Consider the following 14,873-nt stretch of genomic DNA (forward strand, 5'->3'; position numbering starts at 1 on the left):
TCAGATGGGATTGGGTGATCACCTGCGCCAGCAGCTCGCGGCGAAAGCACTGAAGCGGCAACTGGATCGCGTCTCCGACGACGGCGACGCGCGCCGTGCGCCGCCTTCAGCCACCACGCACGCGACAAGCGATCCGCGAAGCTGGTTCGAGGCGATGCCGCAGTACCAGCAGGTCAGGATCATCCGCGAGATGGGCGAGAAGCTGCGCGTCGAATCGCCGTTCTTTCGCGTGCACGAGGGCGTCGCCGGCGCGACGACGCACATCGGCGGCCGCGAATACCTGAACTACGCGAACTACAACTACCTGGGCCTCGCGGGCGACCCCATCGTGTCGGCGCGTGCGAAGGACGCGATCGACCGCTACGGCACGTCCGCGTCCGCGAGCCGGATGGTCGCGGGCGAGCGGCCCGTGCAGCGCGAGCTCGAGCGCGGCCTCGCGTCGTTCTACGAGACCGACGATTGCGTCGTGTTCGTGAGCGGCCATGCGACGAACGTGACCGTGATCGGCTCGCTGTTCGGGCCGGGCGACCTCGTCGTGCACGATGCGCTCGCGCACAACAGCATCGTGCAGGGCGCGCAGCTGAGCGGCGCGAAGCGCCTGAGCTTTCCGCACAACGATTGGCGCGCGCTCGACGCGTTGCTCGCGCGCGTGCGGCGCGAATACCGGCACGTGCTCGTCGCGATCGAAGGGCTCTACAGCATGGACGGCGATCTGCCGGACCTCGCGCGTTTCGTCGAGATCAAGCAGCGCTACGGCGCGTTCCTGATGGTCGACGAAGCACATTCGTTCGGCGTGCTAGGCAAAAACGGCAAGGGCATACGCGAGCACTGCGGTGTGCGTTCCGCGGACGTCGATCTCTGGATGGGCACGCTGAGCAAGGTGCTCGCCGGTTGCGGCGGCTTCATCGCCGGCTGCCAGCCGCTCATCGATATTCTTCGCCATCTCGCGCCGGGCTTTCTGTATAGCGTCGGGCTGTCGCCCGTGCTCGCGGCCGCGTCGCTCGCCGCGCTCGAACGCCTGCAGGCCGAGCCGCAGCGGATCGCGACGTTGCGCGAGCGCGGACTGCAGTTCCTCACGCAGGCGCGCGACGCCGGCCTCAATACGGGCACGAGCGAAGGCTATGCGGTGGTGCCCGTCATCACGGGCAGTTCGCTGAAGGCCGCGCAATGGGCGAACGCGCTCTTCGACGAAGGCATCAACGTGCAGCCGATCTTCTATCCGGCCGTCGAAGAGAAGGCTGCGCGCCTGCGCTTTTTCATCTGTTCGACGCACGAGCCCGGGCAAATCGAGCGCACGATCGCGGCGCTCGCGCGGCTCGCACGCTGAAGCGCCGATGACGAGGCGGCCTGCCGACGGCGATCGCAGCGATAGCAGCGCGTCGGGCGAAGCCGTGCCGCGCATGTTTTCGTGGCGTTTTCGCGCGGCCGCCGCGAGCGATGCGCATGCGTGCGCGCCGCTCGTATTCGAATCCGGCGTGAAGGAATTCGGCTACTTCCTCGGCGAGCCGCCCTCGCGATGCATCGCATTTCTGGCGTTCGCATTTGCATCGAAGTACGGGCGCTTTTCGTGGCGGCGTCATCGCGTCGCGGTCGCCGAGGACGGCGCGGTCGGCGCCGTTCTCGCCGCGCACGACGGGCGCGCGACCGCCTTCGACGATCTGCACGTCGCGTGGATGCTGCTGCGCTTCTTCGGCCCTGTGCGCACGATCCGGATGCTGCTGCGCGGGCTCGTGCTCGAAAGCGAGCTGCCCGCGCCGAAGCGCACGCAGACGCTGATCGCGCACTGCGCGACCGACGAGCGCGTACGCGGCTGCGGCGCATTCAGCGCGCTGTTCGACGATGCGATGCAGGCCGGCACGTTTCGTGCGGAAGCGGGCAGGGATGTCGTGCTCGACGTGCTGACGAGCAACGTGCGTGCCCGCGCGCTCTACGAACGCCTCGGCTTCGTCGAGATGCCGCGTTCGCGTCCGCGGTCCGCGCGCCTGCCATGCGAGCTCGCGTCGAATCGGATGCGCTTCGGCGGCGTGCCGCGGCAATCCGCGTTGCGTGCGCAGTCGACGCGCTGAGCCGGAAAATCGGCGGCGTCCGCGGACGGCGAACGCACGATGCAGTGTATTCGCCGACGGCAGTCTTCAAGGACAGCCGAACAATCGACACGATCGCGCGATGCCGATGCGCTCGCATCGAAGGCGACGGGTATTGCGTTGTGTGAACCATCGCGCAAGCGGCGCTGCTCACACGGTGCACAGTGTGCACACGGCGCATCGATCGCGTCGCTCACTTCAGATTCCAGCAAATTCCGTTGAAATACGCATCGACGGGCACGTTCTGCTCGGACGTCACCGCATTGCAAAGATTGCCGCCTGTCGCGAAGCTGGCCGCGCCCTTCGTCGGAATCAGCTTCGGTGTGTGCCCGTTCCACGTCGGTTTGATCGTGTTGATCTTCGCGCTGCCGGTCAGCATCACGATGGGCGCCGTGTGCACGTCGATTGTTGCGGCGCTCGCGATCGCCGCGGACGCGGTGTCGATGCCGAGACTCGACGACACGATGCTGTTGCCTGTCGGCGCGCCCGCGACCGGTGTCTTCGAGCCGCTGAAATCGTTGCCGCTGATGAGCACGCCCGCATTGTCGCCGGCAGGCACGATCCCGTGCTGCGGCGCCGCCTTGAAGAGCCCGCCGCTCGTGTTCTTGGCATGCACTGCATTCGAGGCCTTCGACGCGTCCGGTCGGCGCGCTCGTATCGAGACGGCGGCTGGATGGACGTCACGTGGAATTGCGGCGCGCAGGTGCTGACGCGCTACGACGTGACGCCCGGCGAGAAAAACGGGCCGATCGCCGAGTTCGATTTCGAGCTTCCGGCATCGATCAGTGATCTGGATGTTCGCGTGTGGGTGCCGACGGGGGCGAATGTGCGCGTCGATACGCTCAGGATCGAGCCGCTCGCGAATCAGCAAGCCGACGCAGGACTCGCGGTGGCCGTCGGCTGAGTTCGGCAACGTCCGGCGCGCGATGCGCCGGACGTTGCTGCATCGCTCGGCGAAAGGCGCATGCCGCCCGTCAACGCGAACCGTTTTCGACGTGCTTCAGCGACGCCGCGTGCCTGAAATCGCGCACCCGCACGAATGTCACGTAGTTCGAATCATGCTGGCTCTGCGCGCCGCCTTCACTGTCGTCGAACGCCATCCGCACGACCGCGATGATGTCGTCGCCTTCGAATTGCCAATCCGCGTACTGGAAGCCGTGCCGCAGGCGGTCCGCGCTCTGCAGCAGCACGCGCTCGACGGTCCAGTGGCGTAGATCGGGTGACGACGTGAGCGCGAGCGTGTTTCTCACGCGCTCGAGATTCGCCGTGCCGTCTGAGTTCGGCACCGCGTTCGCGAGCGACCAGTAGCGTTCCGAGCGGGGATCGAACCGGACCGTGAATTTCTTGCCGCCGCCTGGAAAGTCGACGAAGTCGTGCGCGGGATCGAACGACAGCGACCGGCCGTCCGCAAGCACATGGACGAGCGCTGCCTTCTCCGGGCCGTGCTTCGTGTTCACGCGCAGCACGATCACCGGGTCGCGCTCGCCCGTCGACACGACGCTGCCTTCCTCCCACGTCAGAAAGTTGTTGTCGAGCCACGAATGGTCGGATGGCAGCGGTTTGGTCGCGCGCCAGTTGCGCGTGTCGAGCAGATCGCGGTCGACGGGCGTGGACAGCACGAGCGAGCGCAGGTCGCCGCCTTCGATGACTTCGAATGCGCGCCACAAGCGGCCGCGCTCGATGAGCACCGGCACCGGCCCGGTGATGTAGCGTCCGGTAAGCGCAAAGCGTCCGGTCTGCGCGTCGCTGGGCGTCGTCCATGTCGCGCCGCCGTCGGTCGAGCGGCGGATCACCGGCGTGCCCATCGAGCGATCGGTGCCCATCAGGTAGAGCGCGCCGTCGACGACGAAGAGCGACGACCAGTATTGACCTGACACGACGCTCAGCTTTTCCCAGGTCTGCCCCTCGTCGTGCGACGCGAACACGTGCACCTCGTCGGGCAGCGCCGACGGTCCGAACATGTCGTGCGACGCGACGTAGGTGCCGTCCGGCAGGATCGCGAGCGACGGCGAGCCGAGGAACACGCGCGTCGCCGCCGCGCTGTGCGCGATCACGCTGCCGGGCGGCGCGGCGGGTGGCACTTGAGCGGCCGACGATGCAACGACGGATGCGCAGAACAGGCAGGCTAGCATCCAGCGGGTTGTCATCGATATTCTCCTTTGCGAATCGGCACGCACGCGGCGGCAGGCGCTAAGGGCCCGATGCACCCGTCGCGCTCAGCCGGCCGGTACCGGTACCAGGCCGCTCGCGGCGCTCGGGCGAACGTTCGGCGTGTCCGGCGACGACGACGAACATCAACAGCGTGAGCCACAGCATGCCGTATAGCGCGTGGAACTTGAAGAGCAGGAGCGGCAGCAGATACAGCAGGTAGCGTCGGCGGCCGCGCCGACGGAACAGCAGGAACAGCGTGCCGAAGAACGCGGCGACGCCGACGATGCCGGTGCTGAACAGCAGATACACATAGAACGAACTGTCGCGCACCTGATAGCCGCGCAGATGCGTCTTGCCGACGTTGTTGCGCTCGTCCCAGAAGAGGCCGTTGCCGAACACGTCGGCGAGCGCGTCGCGCGCGCTCAGCTCGCGCAGCACGAGCGTGCGGCTGCCGACCGCGTCGTAGTCGGCGGACTGATTCACGCGCTTGTCGTACACGCCGTACATCGCCGGCGCGATCGCGAGCGCGACGGCGACGATCACGAGCTTGATCCGGATCGACGTGCGTCCTGCGAGGAAGTGCACGCCGAACAGCAGCGCGCAGATGATGATTGCCGCGATCGAAAACGACAGCAGCGCGGTCGCGAACGCGACGATCGGCGCCGCCGTCATGCGCCGCTTCGCAAGCAGCAGCACGACGCCCGCGGGGACGACCGTCATCGCGTAGAACGACGGTTCCGAGTAGAGGCCGAGCGCGCGGATCGAGATGAGGCTGTCGCTCAGCGCTTTCGTCGCGTAGAGCGCTTCCGAATCGCTTTCGCGGATGTAGCTGTCGAAGTCGATGAAATGCCCGGAGATCAGGTAGCAGCCGAGCTGCACGACGAAGAACGCGGCGTGCACGTAGATCAGCGTTTCGCATGTCCGTTCGAGCGAGCCCATCGACAGCACGCCGCTTGCGAACAACCAGAACGCGAGCGCAATGTAGGTTTCGATCAGCACGAACTTGACGTAGAAGTTCGCGTAGAAATCGCCGAATGCGGACACGATGAATGCGACGCTCACGCTGAGCATCCAGTACGCGGCGATGGCGGGTAGACGGCGTTGGCGCGCGAACAGCGTCGGCGCGCGGAACAGTGCGAGGATGGCGAGCAGCGCATAGGCCGCGAAGGTTGCGCGCACGCTGAACGCGTTCAGCGAGAAGAAGCAGGCGCTGGCGGCGAAGAGCAGGGTGGGAACGCTCGTGCGTCGCATGGAAACTCCGTGGTTCGTGAGCGGCGCGCGCATCCCCGAACTGCGTCGCTCGAAGGTGGCGCGTCGAACGCGCGTGCGCCGTGCGGCGAGCTGCCGAAGCGAGGCCGTCGGCACGCACGCACTCGGTGCGGACGCTGCGCCGCTCCGCGTGCCGCCGACGCCTGGCGCGCGCGTCTTCCGCGTGCGTCTTCATATGCGTCGTACGTCGACGGCGGGCTTTGCATGACGTGCGAAATACGTCGTCGTCCCGCTTCGGGCATCGATGCGGCGCGGTGCCTGGGAGTATAGCGATGCGTGCGACGGCGCAAGCGCGACTGTCCGATCGAGACAGGGTTTTGGCGATCGGCGCCTAGCCTTGGGCGCAGCCGCCAGTCACCATGGGAGTTGACGGCACAGGAACGGCGAATACAGCTCGATCGCCGACTGAATCGGCGCGTGCCTGCCGTAGGCAATGGCCAGCACTGCCAGCATCGAAACCGACGCATAAGGCCGCAAGCGTGGCGCTATGGCCGGCGTCCCTTTCCAACACACGAACGACAGCGTGACGAGCGTGCCGACTGCCCAGCCGGCGATCACTTCGGACGCCGTATGCGCTTCGTCGAACACGCGCGCCGTGCCGATCAGCGCGGCGAGCGCGAGACCCACCGTCAGCGCGATGTCCGTGCGCACCCATTGCAGGCCGAGCAGGAGCGCCATCGGCCACACCGCCGATGCGAGCATCGTGTGGCCGCTGACGACGCGGAAGTCGATCGCGCGAATCTGCACGCCGCAGCCCGCATAGAGGATCTTCGTCAATCCGACGACGAGCATGCCCGCCGCGAGCAACGCGAGCCACGACATCGCGTGGCGCCGCTCGGGCGACGAGCGGACGAGGCACGCGCAGCAGACGGCGGAAAGAGGAAGAGTCAAGGCGGCATCGCCGAGATCGCTGATGGCAGACCACATTGCTTGCATTCGCTTGGGAAAAAACGCCTTATTGTAGGGGGATCACGCGAATGACTGTAGTTTCGTGCGGCGAAAGCGCCTGCAGTGGCCGCATTGTTCGATTGGTGCACATCGTGCTAATTCGCGCGTGTGACGCACCGTAGCGGGTGTAAATGAAATTACCGAGCCGTGACGACCGAGCCCATTGTGTTCGATGTGAAATTTGCTTCGGCCGTCGATTATCGAAAAGCATGAGATCGATATCGAAAAAATACACAACGGTGATTGGCGGACTGGTAATGAAAGATCAATTCTAAATGTAAAAAAACATGCGATATGGGGACAAATTCGATAAAGTCGGCGCCGCGGCGACGTATGCGGCGTACTTCCCGGCGCGCGATGCCGTCATATTCCTCCGACACGAAATAACCACGCGGCGCGGTGACGGAAGGCCGCGAAAGTGGCGGACCTGCAGATCCATCGAGCCCGAACGACACGTCTGATTCGCCCGGACGGCGGTGTGGCGCAGCATCCGCGGTGTCCGCGCTTATCCGTCGTCTTTATCGGCAGCTTAGGATGCCGACGATGGTTCGGTTGCCGAAAGATTGTCCGAAATCGACTGGCCCGCAAGCGCCTTTCGGATCGAAGTTCGCACCAACTCGAATTGACGCGACGGATAAATGGCGGAATCGGCATCCAGATTTAATCCGCCAACATTGCATCGTAATCAGACAGAAAGGTTGTTGCATCTATTTGAAGGAATATGATGCGCTGCAGAATGGACATTGCTGAATGAGTGGAAAGGGCCGGCGGGATGGAATGCGCGTTCAACATTGGTCGGATGGGAGCACACGTGAGTCGTGGTGCAGCTTTCGGAGGCGTGTGCTACCGAAAAGGAATCGCTGTCGTCTTGTTTGAGGGCTTTTCGTTGATGCAGGCGGGCCGCATGGCGGAAATATTCAATTTCGCCAATCGCATTCGACATGCCGGTGCGGATCCCAGCAGCGATTACGAGATGCTGCTGCTGTCGGCGAAGGGCGGCGCGGTGTATTCGTCGTCCGGCATACCTGTCTGGACCCGGCCGCTGCATGAGTGCGCGATCGAAAGCGTGCATGCGATCTTCGCGATCGGCGAGCCGGATGCGGTCGATCGCGACGACGAGAAGGTATCCGATTGGTTGCGTTGCGCGCGTGCCCATATCGGAGCCTCGGGCCGCACGAAGCGCTTGATGGGACTCGTGAACCGAGAGCGCGGCGACGCGGCGGCGGACGACCTGTCGATCGACGCGATGCTCTCCGGCGCCGCTTCGTCCGGAAAATCCCGTCCGACGGCGGCGGAGCGCGCGGCATTCTCGGCCGCACTGGCGATCATTCGGCACGATTGCGGCGATGGCCCCGCGCACGAAGTCGCGGAGTGCCTGTGTCCGGCGATGAACGCACGGCCAGCCGAGCCGGCATTTGCGTCGCGCGAGGCGCGTGCGAGCAAACTGATTCGCACGTCAGTCCAGCAACTGCGCGACAACAGTGCAAACCGCATTTCGATCGCCGACACCGCGCATGCGGCGGCGATGAGCGAGCGAAATTTCTTGAGGCGCTTCAAGCAGGAGATCGGCGTGACGCCGTCGGAGTTCGTGCAGAGAGTCCGGCTCGAACACGCACGCCACATGCTCGTGCACACCGATCTTCCGGTCGACAAGATTGCGCGGCGCACCGGTCTCGGCAGCGGCGATCGACTGGCGAAGCTGTTTCGCCAGCATCTGTCGATGTCGCCGACCGAATATCGCGCGATTGAGCGCAGCCGCGGCTTGGACGCGGATCTTGCATGCGCCGACTTTGTCTCGCACCTGAGCAGGTCGGTTTCATAACGAGCGGTACGCCGCGTCCGTCGCTTCGTCCCCAACCCGCGTTTCACCGCACTCGCGTTCGAAGCCGCGGGCGACGCTCGATCGATTTCGGGCGATGAAGGCCGGACCTCTGTCAATTCGGATTCATCGATGAGGCGATGTGCGAGACGCGCGAACATCGGGCATGAATGTAGAAGTACGAAGCAAATTATTGACGAAGCGCAATTGAGGTTCACCTATGCCAGCGATATTTCCCCGAGTCGTCGACATTGCATTGATCGTAATCGGCGCGTTCCTCCCGATTCTGATCGAGGCGTCCGGCAGTTCGCACGCGCAGATCTTCGACGGATCGCTGGTGGCGTTTGCCGCCGCGCTGTCGCTGTCGGTTTTTCCCGCGTGCGGGATCTACGAGACGTCGAAGCGACGCTCGCCGGTGCATCTGATCAGCCGCACCGCACTCGCCTGGCTCGTCGTGCAGGGCGGCACCGTTGCGCTGCTATACGTGCTGCGCCGTGCGCAGATCCTGTCGAGCGCGTGGTTCATGTACTGGACGGTGACGAGCGGCATCGGGCTGCTGATCTTTCGCGCGGTCACGCTCGCGATCTTCGGCCTTGTCGAGCGCGCGAGCCACAAGGTGAAGGCCGCGACGTTCGACCAGATGGGGCACGTCGCGCAACGCATGAGGACGTCGGGCGTCGCGAAGCGGATCATCAAGCGTGCGTTCGACGTCACCGCGGCGTCGTGCCTGATCGCCGTGCTGTCGCCCGTGCTTGCCGTGATCGCGTTTCTCGTCAAGCGCGACGGCGGGCCGGCCATGTTCGGACATGTGCGGATCGGTCGAGACGGCTGCCGCTTCAAGTGCCTGAAGTTTCGCTCGATGGTGATGAACGCGGACGCCGTGCTGAAGGCGCTGCTCGAGCGCGATCCGCAGGCGCGCGCGGAGTGGGAGCGTGAATTCAAGTTGAAGCACGACGTGCGGATCACGCGGATCGGCCGCTTCCTGCGTCGCAGCAGTCTCGACGAGCTGCCTCAATTACTGAACGTCGTGAGGGGTGAGATGAGTCTCGTCGGGCCGCGACCGATCGTCGAGGCCGAGCTTCCGCGCTACGGCGACGACGTTCGCTATTACCTCGCGGCGAAGCCCGGCATGACGGGGCTGTGGCAGGTAAGCGGCCGCAACGACACCGATTACGCGACACGCGTTTCGCTCGACGTGTCGTACGTGAAGGAATGGTCGCTTCGCCGCGACCTGTACATCCTGTTGAAGACGGTCAACGTGGTCCTGCGCGGATCGGGCGCGTATTGAGCGCCTTGCGCACGATGATCGGCGGCCGGAACAGGCCAGAACCAGAAAGTGGATCGAGGTATAGATGGGTAGTCTGGGGGAAGCCGGCGGCGACGTGCCGCCGAGGCGCACGTACGGCGCACGCGTGCGTTTGTTGACGATGTGGGTGCCGTTATGCGCGGCGCTCGGTGCATGCGGCATCGCGCCCGGCATGCGGATGAAGCAGCCGCCGAACGTGCCGGTATCGAGCGCGGCAGCGGGCGCGCCGGCCGAGGCCGGCCGCGAGCCGCACGGCGAGCAGTTGCCGATTCCGATTACCGACATCGACCTGAATCTGATCCGGACGCTGCGCGATACGCAGCGCGGCGCGCAAGCCGCGCCCGATCTCGCGTCGCCGGTGTCCGGCTACACGATCGGGCGCGGCGACGTGCTGCAGATCACGGTCTGGGATCATCCCGAGCTCGCGGCGGCGCTCGGCACGCAGCAGCAGACGACCGCGCGCGCGGCCGACGCGCCGGCGGGCTTCGTGGTCGATCAGGACGGCACGCTTCAGTATCCGTACGTGGGACGCCTCGCCGTCGCGGGTCTCAAGCCCGAGCAGGTCCAGGCGCGGCTCGCGCGCAAGCTCGCGGAGACGTTCCGCGACCCGCAGGTGACGGTGCGCGTCGCGTCGTTCCGCGCGAAGCAGGTCTACATCGAAGGCGAAGTGCGTACGCCGGGCTCGCAGCCGCTCAACGACATTCCGATGACGCTGTACGATGCAGTGGGTCGCGCCGGCGGCTTCTCGGCGAGCGCGGACCAGAGCCGCGTGATCCTTGTGCGCAACGGCGTCGAGCAGCGGATCGATCTGTCGGGCGCCGCGCAAGGGACCCATGCGCCGCGAGTCGTCCTCAAGGACGGCGACCTGCTGCGCATCCCGCCGCGCGACGAGAGCGGCGTGTTCGTGATGGGCGAAGTCAACAAGCCGGTTACCGCGCTGCCGATGCGCAACGGCCGGCTGACGCTGAGCGAGGCGCTGTCGCAGGCGGGCAGCCTGAACGCGTCGACGGCCGATGCGGCGCAGATGTACGTGATCCGCGGCTCGCTCGATGCGAAGCCGCACGTCTACCGGCTCGACGCGAGTTCGCCCGTTGCGATGGTGCTCGCGAACCAGTTCGAGCTGGAGCCGAAGGACATCGTCTACGTCGACGGCAACGGTCTCGTCCGGTTCAGCCGCGTGCTCAGCCTGCTGCTGCCGGCGATCAACGCCGGCCTGACCGCGGCGGTCGTGACCAAATGATCGAATCGATTCTCGTCGTCTGCGAAGGCAATCTCTGCCGCAGCCCGATGGCGGCCGCGTTCTTTGCCGCGGCGCTGCCGGGCCGCACGGTTACGTCGGCGGGCTTCAACGCGCTCGTCGGCATGCCGGCCGCGCCGCTCGCGCAGGACGTGATGCGCGAGCGCGGCATCGATCTCTCCGCGCATCGCGCGCAGCAGCTCGGCCGCGCGCAATGCGCTTCGGCGGATCTGATTCTCGTGATGGACCGCGGTCAGCGCCGGCTCGTCGAGGATCAGTATCCGCTTGCGCGCGGCAAGGTGTTTCGCATCGGCGAGCACGAGAACTTCGATGTACGCGATCCCTATCGTCAACCGCGCTTCGTGTTCGAGCGTTCCGCACGGCTCATCGAGCTCGGCGTGAACGGCTGGCTGTCGCGGCTGCGGCTCGTGTGAACGACCGCGCGCACGCGCGGAACCGAATCCCCAAGATCCCGATACATGAATTCCAATCCATCCGGTACACAAGCGCCCGCCGAGGGCGACGGCGATACGGATTTCATCGCCATTCTCGACATCCTGATCGAAAGCCGATGGCTGATCGCCGCGATCGCGTCCGGCTGTCTCGTCATCGGCGGCGCGTATGCGGTGCTCAGCAAGCCGGTCTATCAGGCGGACATCCTGATCCAGGTCGAGGACAGCCCCGACACGTCCGCCGCGAAAAGCCTGCTCGGCGACGTGTCGTCGCTCTTCGACGTGAAATCGTCGGCGGCGGCCGAGACGCAGATTCTCGCGTCGCGGCTCGTCGTGTCGCGCGCGGTCGACAACCTGAAGCTCTTCATCGACGCGAAGCCGAAGCGCTTCCCTGTCATCGGCAACTGGCTCGCCCGCCGCCACGAAGGACTGTCGAATCCGGGTTTCGCCGGCTTCGGCGGCTACGCGTGGGGCCAGGAGCGCATCGACGTCGCGGTGTTCGACGTGCCGCGCTCGCTCGAAGGCGATGCGTTCGAGCTGACGCTGCTCGATGGGCGCCGCTATCGGCTCGACGGCGGAGATCTCGAGCGCAGCGTCGAAGGCGTCGTCGGCAAGCTCGAACGCTTTCCGGCGGCTGGCGGGGCGATCGCGCTGCGCGTCGATTCGGTCGCCGCGAAGCCGGGCGCGACGTTCAGGCTCGTGCGCAACTCGCGGTTGCGGACGATCGAGGATCTGCAGGACAACCTCGACGTGCAGGAGCGCGTCAAGCAATCGGACGTCGTGGTCGCGAGCCTGCGCGACATCGATCCTGAGCTCGTCAGCAGCGCGCTCAACGAGATCGGGCGGCAATACATCGCGCAGAACATCCAGCGCAAGTCGGCGGAAGCCGCGCAATCGCTCGAGTTCCTCAATGGGCAACTGCCGATGCTCAAGCAGCAACTCACCGATTCCGAAGCACGCCTGACGAAATTGCGCGACGAGCACGGCACGGTCGATCTGACCGAAGAGGCGAAGCTCGCGCTCGCGCAATCCGCCGACGCGAAGACGCGCCTGCTCGAGCTGCAGCAGAAGCGGCACGAGCTGCTGTCGCGCTTCACGCCGAAACACCCGGACGTCGTCGCGATCGATCGGCAGATCGCGGCGCTCGACGGCTATCGCGGCACGGCCGAGCAGCAGATCAGGCGTCTGCCGGACCTGCAGCAGCAGATCGTGCGGCTGATGCTCGACGTGAAGGTCAACACCGATCTCTACACGGCGCTGCTGAACAACATGCAGCAGTTGCAGCTCGTGCGCGCGGGCAAGGTCGGCAACGTGAGGCTCGTCGATACGGCCGCAGTGCCCGAGGTGCCCGTCAAGCCGAAGAAGGCGTTCGTCGCGCTCGCGTCGCTGCTGCTCGGCGTGCTCGCCGGCTGCGGGACGGCGGTCGGCCGGTCGATGCTGTTCCATGGCATCTCGGATCCGAACGAGATCGAGCGCCGCCTGGGTTTGAACGTCTATGCGACCGTGCCGCGCAGCGAACAGCAGCGGGCGTTGACCGAGCGCGCGAAGCGCAAGGAGCACGTGATGTCGCTGCTGTCCGTCGTGCATCCGGACGAGCCGGCCGTCGAAAGCCTGCGCAGCCTGCGCACGGCGCTGCAGTTCGCGATGCTCGAAGCGAAGAACAACGTCGTCGTGATCGCGGGTCCCGCGCCCGGCGTCGGCAAGTCGTTCGTATCGGCGAATCTCGCCGCCGTCCTGACGATGGCGGGCAAGCGCGTCCTGCTGATCGACGGCGACATCCGCAAGGGGCATCTGAACGACTATCTCGGCCTCGCGCGCGGCAATGGCCTTTCCGAGCTGATCGCGGATACCGTGCGGCTCGACGACGTGCTGCATCGCGACGTGATCGACGGACTCGATTTCATCTCGACGGGCGCGATGCCGAAGAATCCGGCGGAGCTGCTGCTCAACGCGCGCGTGCCGGCGCTGATCGATGCGTTCTCGAAGCGCTACGATGTCGTCGTGATCGACTCGCCGCCCGTGCTCGCGGTGGCCGATACGGGCATCCTCGCCGCGACGGCGGGCACCGCGTTCCTCGTCGCGCTCGCCGGCTCGACGAAGCTCGGCGAGATCGCCGAATCGACGAAACGGCTCTCGCAGAACGGCGTGCGCCTGAGCGGCGTCGTGTTCAACGGGATCAATCCGCGCCTCGGCCAGTACGGGTACGGATCGAAGTACGGCGGCTATCGCTACGTCGCGTACGAATACGGAGCGAAGCAGGATGCGTGACGCCGACATGCGGGCAAGCGGATGCGATGCCGGTCGCCGTCGGGTCGGAATCGCGTGCGCATCGCACGCGTATTCGAACGAGGGGGCGCGAAGATGATCCGTGTCCGCGATTCGATCGTGTCGCTGTGCGGCGTCGTCGCCGGGCAGATCGCGCTCTTCGGCTGTATCTCGCTGATCGGACGCTTTCAGGGGCCGGAGGCGCTCGGCCACTTCAACTATCTGCTCGCGCTGGCGACGTTCGCTGGCACGTTGTTCGCGTGCCGCTACGAGCTCGCCTGCGTGAGCGACAGCCCGGCCGATTCGTTCAACGCGTTCGTCAACGTGATGGCGCTGAGCGTCGCGTTCGTCGCGCTCGGCTGCGCGGCGATCTTCATCACGGGTCACACGGAGCTGTACGTCGCCGCCGCTTACGGTTTTGCGATGTTCGTCCAACTGGCGGCGGGCGGCTATCTGAACAGCCTGAGACGCTATGGCTGGATCGCCGCGAGCCGGATTGCCGTGAACGGGTCGTTTCTCGTCTGCATCGCCGCCACGGTGTTCCTGCCGGCGCTCGGGCCGATCGACGCATTCGGCGCATATACGGCGGTGACGGCGCTCGTCGCGCTGCTGCTGCTGATCGCAGTCGCGCTGCACGGCAAGCGGCGCGGCTATTCGTTTGCCGTGACGCGCGCGTTCTTCGTCGAGCACAGCCGGTTCGCGAAGTACATCCTGCCTTCGACGCTCTGCGGTTCGGTGCTGACCTATGCGCTCGCGATCGTGATTCCACATTGGTTCGATGCGCAGAGCGCCGGCTATTTCGCGGCCGCGTACCGGCTCGGATTCTTTCCCGTGTCGCTGATCGCGCAGAGCCTGGGCGGCGTATTCCGGCGCGATGCGATGGCCGCGATGGCGCGCGACGACGCGCGCGCGATGGTGCCGAAAGTGTTCGGCGCATATGCGCGATCGCTCGCGCTGCTCGCGGCGGGCTATGCGGCAGGCGGCGCGCTCTTGTTCGGCCCGCTCGTCGAACTCTTTTTCGGCGCGCGCTGGAGCGGTGCGATCGCATTCTTCCAATGCATGATCCCGCTCTTCGCATTCCAGATGATCTACGTGCCGCTGTCGCAGATCTTCCTTGCGGCGCGCGCGCAGCGCGTCGATTTCCTGTTTCAGCTCGGGTCTGGCGCCGTGCTCGCCGGCGCGCTGTGTACGGCGAAGCTCGCGAACCTGTCGGTACTCGCGAGCGTGCGCTTGTTCTCGTTTTCCGGCGCCGTGCTGATGATCGCCGGCATCGCGCTGACGTTCGGCGTGATGAACGGCAGCGTGTCGCGTCGGCGTGCCGGCGCATGACGTTTCTTCCATT

The 14,873-nt window shown here is 65.7% G+C and carries 13 protein-coding genes; 9 read left to right on the forward strand and 4 right to left on the reverse strand.

Annotated features, from left to right (window positions below; translation table 11 throughout):
- The first annotated feature begins 4 nt into the window (after window positions 1-4).
- Together WS70_RS04150 and WS70_RS04155 are read left to right on the forward strand one after the other, a co-directional pair.
- Entirely contained in the window at window positions 5-1,327 is a 1,323-nt protein-coding gene (locus tag WS70_RS04150; RefSeq protein WP_059596377.1) for an aminotransferase class I/II-fold pyridoxal phosphate-dependent enzyme, read from the forward strand.
- Between the two features lie 7 nt (window positions 1,328-1,334).
- A complete protein-coding gene (locus WS70_RS04155; RefSeq protein ID WP_059470866.1) occupies window positions 1,335-2,066 on the forward strand; it encodes a GNAT family N-acetyltransferase in 732 nt (243 codons plus the stop codon).
- Between the two features lie 211 nt (window positions 2,067-2,277).
- Here the strand turns inward: WS70_RS04155 and WS70_RS04160 are convergent, their stop codons facing one another.
- The gene (locus WS70_RS04160; RefSeq protein WP_226382808.1) at window positions 2,278-2,700 is read right to left on the reverse strand and encodes a hypothetical protein; all 423 of its coding nucleotides are present in this window, start codon (window positions 2,698-2,700) and stop codon (window positions 2,278-2,280) included.
- A gap of 57 nt (window positions 2,701-2,757) precedes the next feature.
- Here WS70_RS04160 and WS70_RS04165 point away from each other — a divergent pair, with 57 nt between their 5' ends.
- Entirely contained in the window at window positions 2,758-2,988 is a 231-nt protein-coding gene (locus tag WS70_RS04165) for a hypothetical protein (protein ID WP_059470867.1), read from the forward strand.
- 70 nt (window positions 2,989-3,058) lie between these two features.
- Here WS70_RS04165 and WS70_RS04170 read toward each other — a convergent pair whose 3' ends face one another.
- The 3 genes from WS70_RS04170 to WS70_RS04185 all read right to left on the reverse strand — a co-directional run bounded on the left by WS70_RS04170 (window position 3,059) and on the right by WS70_RS04185 (window position 6,431).
- Entirely contained in the window at window positions 3,059-4,231 is a 1,173-nt protein-coding gene (locus tag WS70_RS04170; RefSeq protein WP_059596378.1) for a sialidase family protein, read from the reverse strand.
- Between the two features lie 43 nt (window positions 4,232-4,274).
- On the reverse strand, window positions 4,275-5,486 hold the full coding sequence (locus WS70_RS04175; RefSeq protein WP_059596408.1) for a hypothetical protein: 1,212 nt from the start codon (window positions 5,484-5,486) through the stop codon (window positions 4,275-4,277).
- 372 nt (window positions 5,487-5,858) lie between these two features.
- The gene (locus WS70_RS04185; protein ID WP_059470870.1) at window positions 5,859-6,431 is read right to left on the reverse strand and encodes a phosphatase PAP2 family protein; all 573 of its coding nucleotides are present in this window, start codon (window positions 6,429-6,431) and stop codon (window positions 5,859-5,861) included.
- Between the two features lie 910 nt (window positions 6,432-7,341).
- Here WS70_RS04185 and WS70_RS04190 point away from each other — a divergent pair.
- From WS70_RS04190 to WS70_RS04215, 6 genes are all read left to right on the forward strand, one after another.
- Window positions 7,342-8,274, forward strand: a complete 933-nt coding sequence (locus WS70_RS04190) for a helix-turn-helix domain-containing protein (RefSeq protein ID WP_059470907.1) — start codon at window positions 7,342-7,344, stop codon at window positions 8,272-8,274.
- 217 nt (window positions 8,275-8,491) lie between these two features.
- Window positions 8,492-9,559 (forward strand): sugar transferase, encoded by a 1,068-nt coding sequence (locus WS70_RS04195; RefSeq protein WP_059470871.1) that lies wholly within the window; start codon window positions 8,492-8,494, stop codon window positions 9,557-9,559.
- A gap of 64 nt (window positions 9,560-9,623) precedes the next feature.
- Window positions 9,624-10,817, forward strand: coding sequence for a polysaccharide biosynthesis/export family protein (locus tag WS70_RS04200; protein WP_059596380.1), 1,194 nt, complete (start codon window positions 9,624-9,626; stop codon window positions 10,815-10,817).
- Complete coding sequence (locus WS70_RS04205) at window positions 10,814-11,248, forward strand: low molecular weight protein-tyrosine-phosphatase (protein WP_059470873.1); 435 nt, start codon at window positions 10,814-10,816, stop codon at window positions 11,246-11,248. The genes WS70_RS04200 and WS70_RS04205 overlap by 4 nt, the downstream gene beginning before the upstream one ends.
- Window positions 11,249-11,293: 45 nt before the next feature.
- Window positions 11,294-13,534, forward strand: coding sequence for a polysaccharide biosynthesis tyrosine autokinase (locus tag WS70_RS04210; RefSeq protein ID WP_059596381.1), 2,241 nt, complete (start codon window positions 11,294-11,296; stop codon window positions 13,532-13,534).
- Window positions 13,535-13,627: 93 nt separating this feature from the next.
- The gene (locus WS70_RS04215; protein WP_059596409.1) at window positions 13,628-14,860 is read left to right on the forward strand and encodes a lipopolysaccharide biosynthesis protein; all 1,233 of its coding nucleotides are present in this window, start codon (window positions 13,628-13,630) and stop codon (window positions 14,858-14,860) included.
- The last annotated feature ends 13 nt before the right edge of the window (window positions 14,861-14,873 follow it).

This window comes from Burkholderia mayonis (genome assembly GCF_001523745.2).
Classification (GTDB): domain Bacteria; phylum Pseudomonadota; class Gammaproteobacteria; order Burkholderiales; family Burkholderiaceae; genus Burkholderia; species Burkholderia mayonis.

Excerpts from the sequence above, each read along its gene's own strand:
- WS70_RS04195 (WP_059470871.1), top strand. The coding sequence starts at position 8,492 with ATGCCAGCGATATTTCCCCGAGTCGTCGACATTGCATTGATCGTAATC.
- WS70_RS04200 (WP_059596380.1), top strand. The coding sequence starts at position 9,624 with ATGGGTAGTCTGGGGGAAGCCGGCGGCGACGTGCCGCCGAGGCGCACG.
- WS70_RS04165 (WP_059470867.1), top strand. The coding sequence starts at position 2,758 with ATGGACGTCACGTGGAATTGCGGCGCGCAGGTGCTGACGCGCTACGAC.
- WS70_RS04210 (WP_059596381.1), top strand. The coding sequence starts at position 11,294 with ATGAATTCCAATCCATCCGGTACACAAGCGCCCGCCGAGGGCGACGGC.
- WS70_RS04150 (WP_059596377.1), top strand. The coding sequence starts at position 5 with ATGGGATTGGGTGATCACCTGCGCCAGCAGCTCGCGGCGAAAGCACTG.
- WS70_RS04205 (WP_059470873.1), top strand. The coding sequence starts at position 10,814 with ATGATCGAATCGATTCTCGTCGTCTGCGAAGGCAATCTCTGCCGCAGC.
- WS70_RS04170 (WP_059596378.1), bottom strand. The coding sequence starts at position 4,231 with ATGACAACCCGCTGGATGCTAGCCTGCCTGTTCTGCGCATCCGTCGTT.
- WS70_RS04155 (WP_059470866.1), top strand. The coding sequence starts at position 1,335 with ATGACGAGGCGGCCTGCCGACGGCGATCGCAGCGATAGCAGCGCGTCG.
- WS70_RS04215 (WP_059596409.1), top strand. The coding sequence starts at position 13,628 with ATGATCCGTGTCCGCGATTCGATCGTGTCGCTGTGCGGCGTCGTCGCC.
- WS70_RS04185 (WP_059470870.1), bottom strand. The coding sequence starts at position 6,431 with ATGTGGTCTGCCATCAGCGATCTCGGCGATGCCGCCTTGACTCTTCCT.
- WS70_RS04190 (WP_059470907.1), top strand. The coding sequence starts at position 7,342 with ATGCAGGCGGGCCGCATGGCGGAAATATTCAATTTCGCCAATCGCATT.
- WS70_RS04175 (WP_059596408.1), bottom strand. The coding sequence starts at position 5,486 with ATGCGACGCACGAGCGTTCCCACCCTGCTCTTCGCCGCCAGCGCCTGC.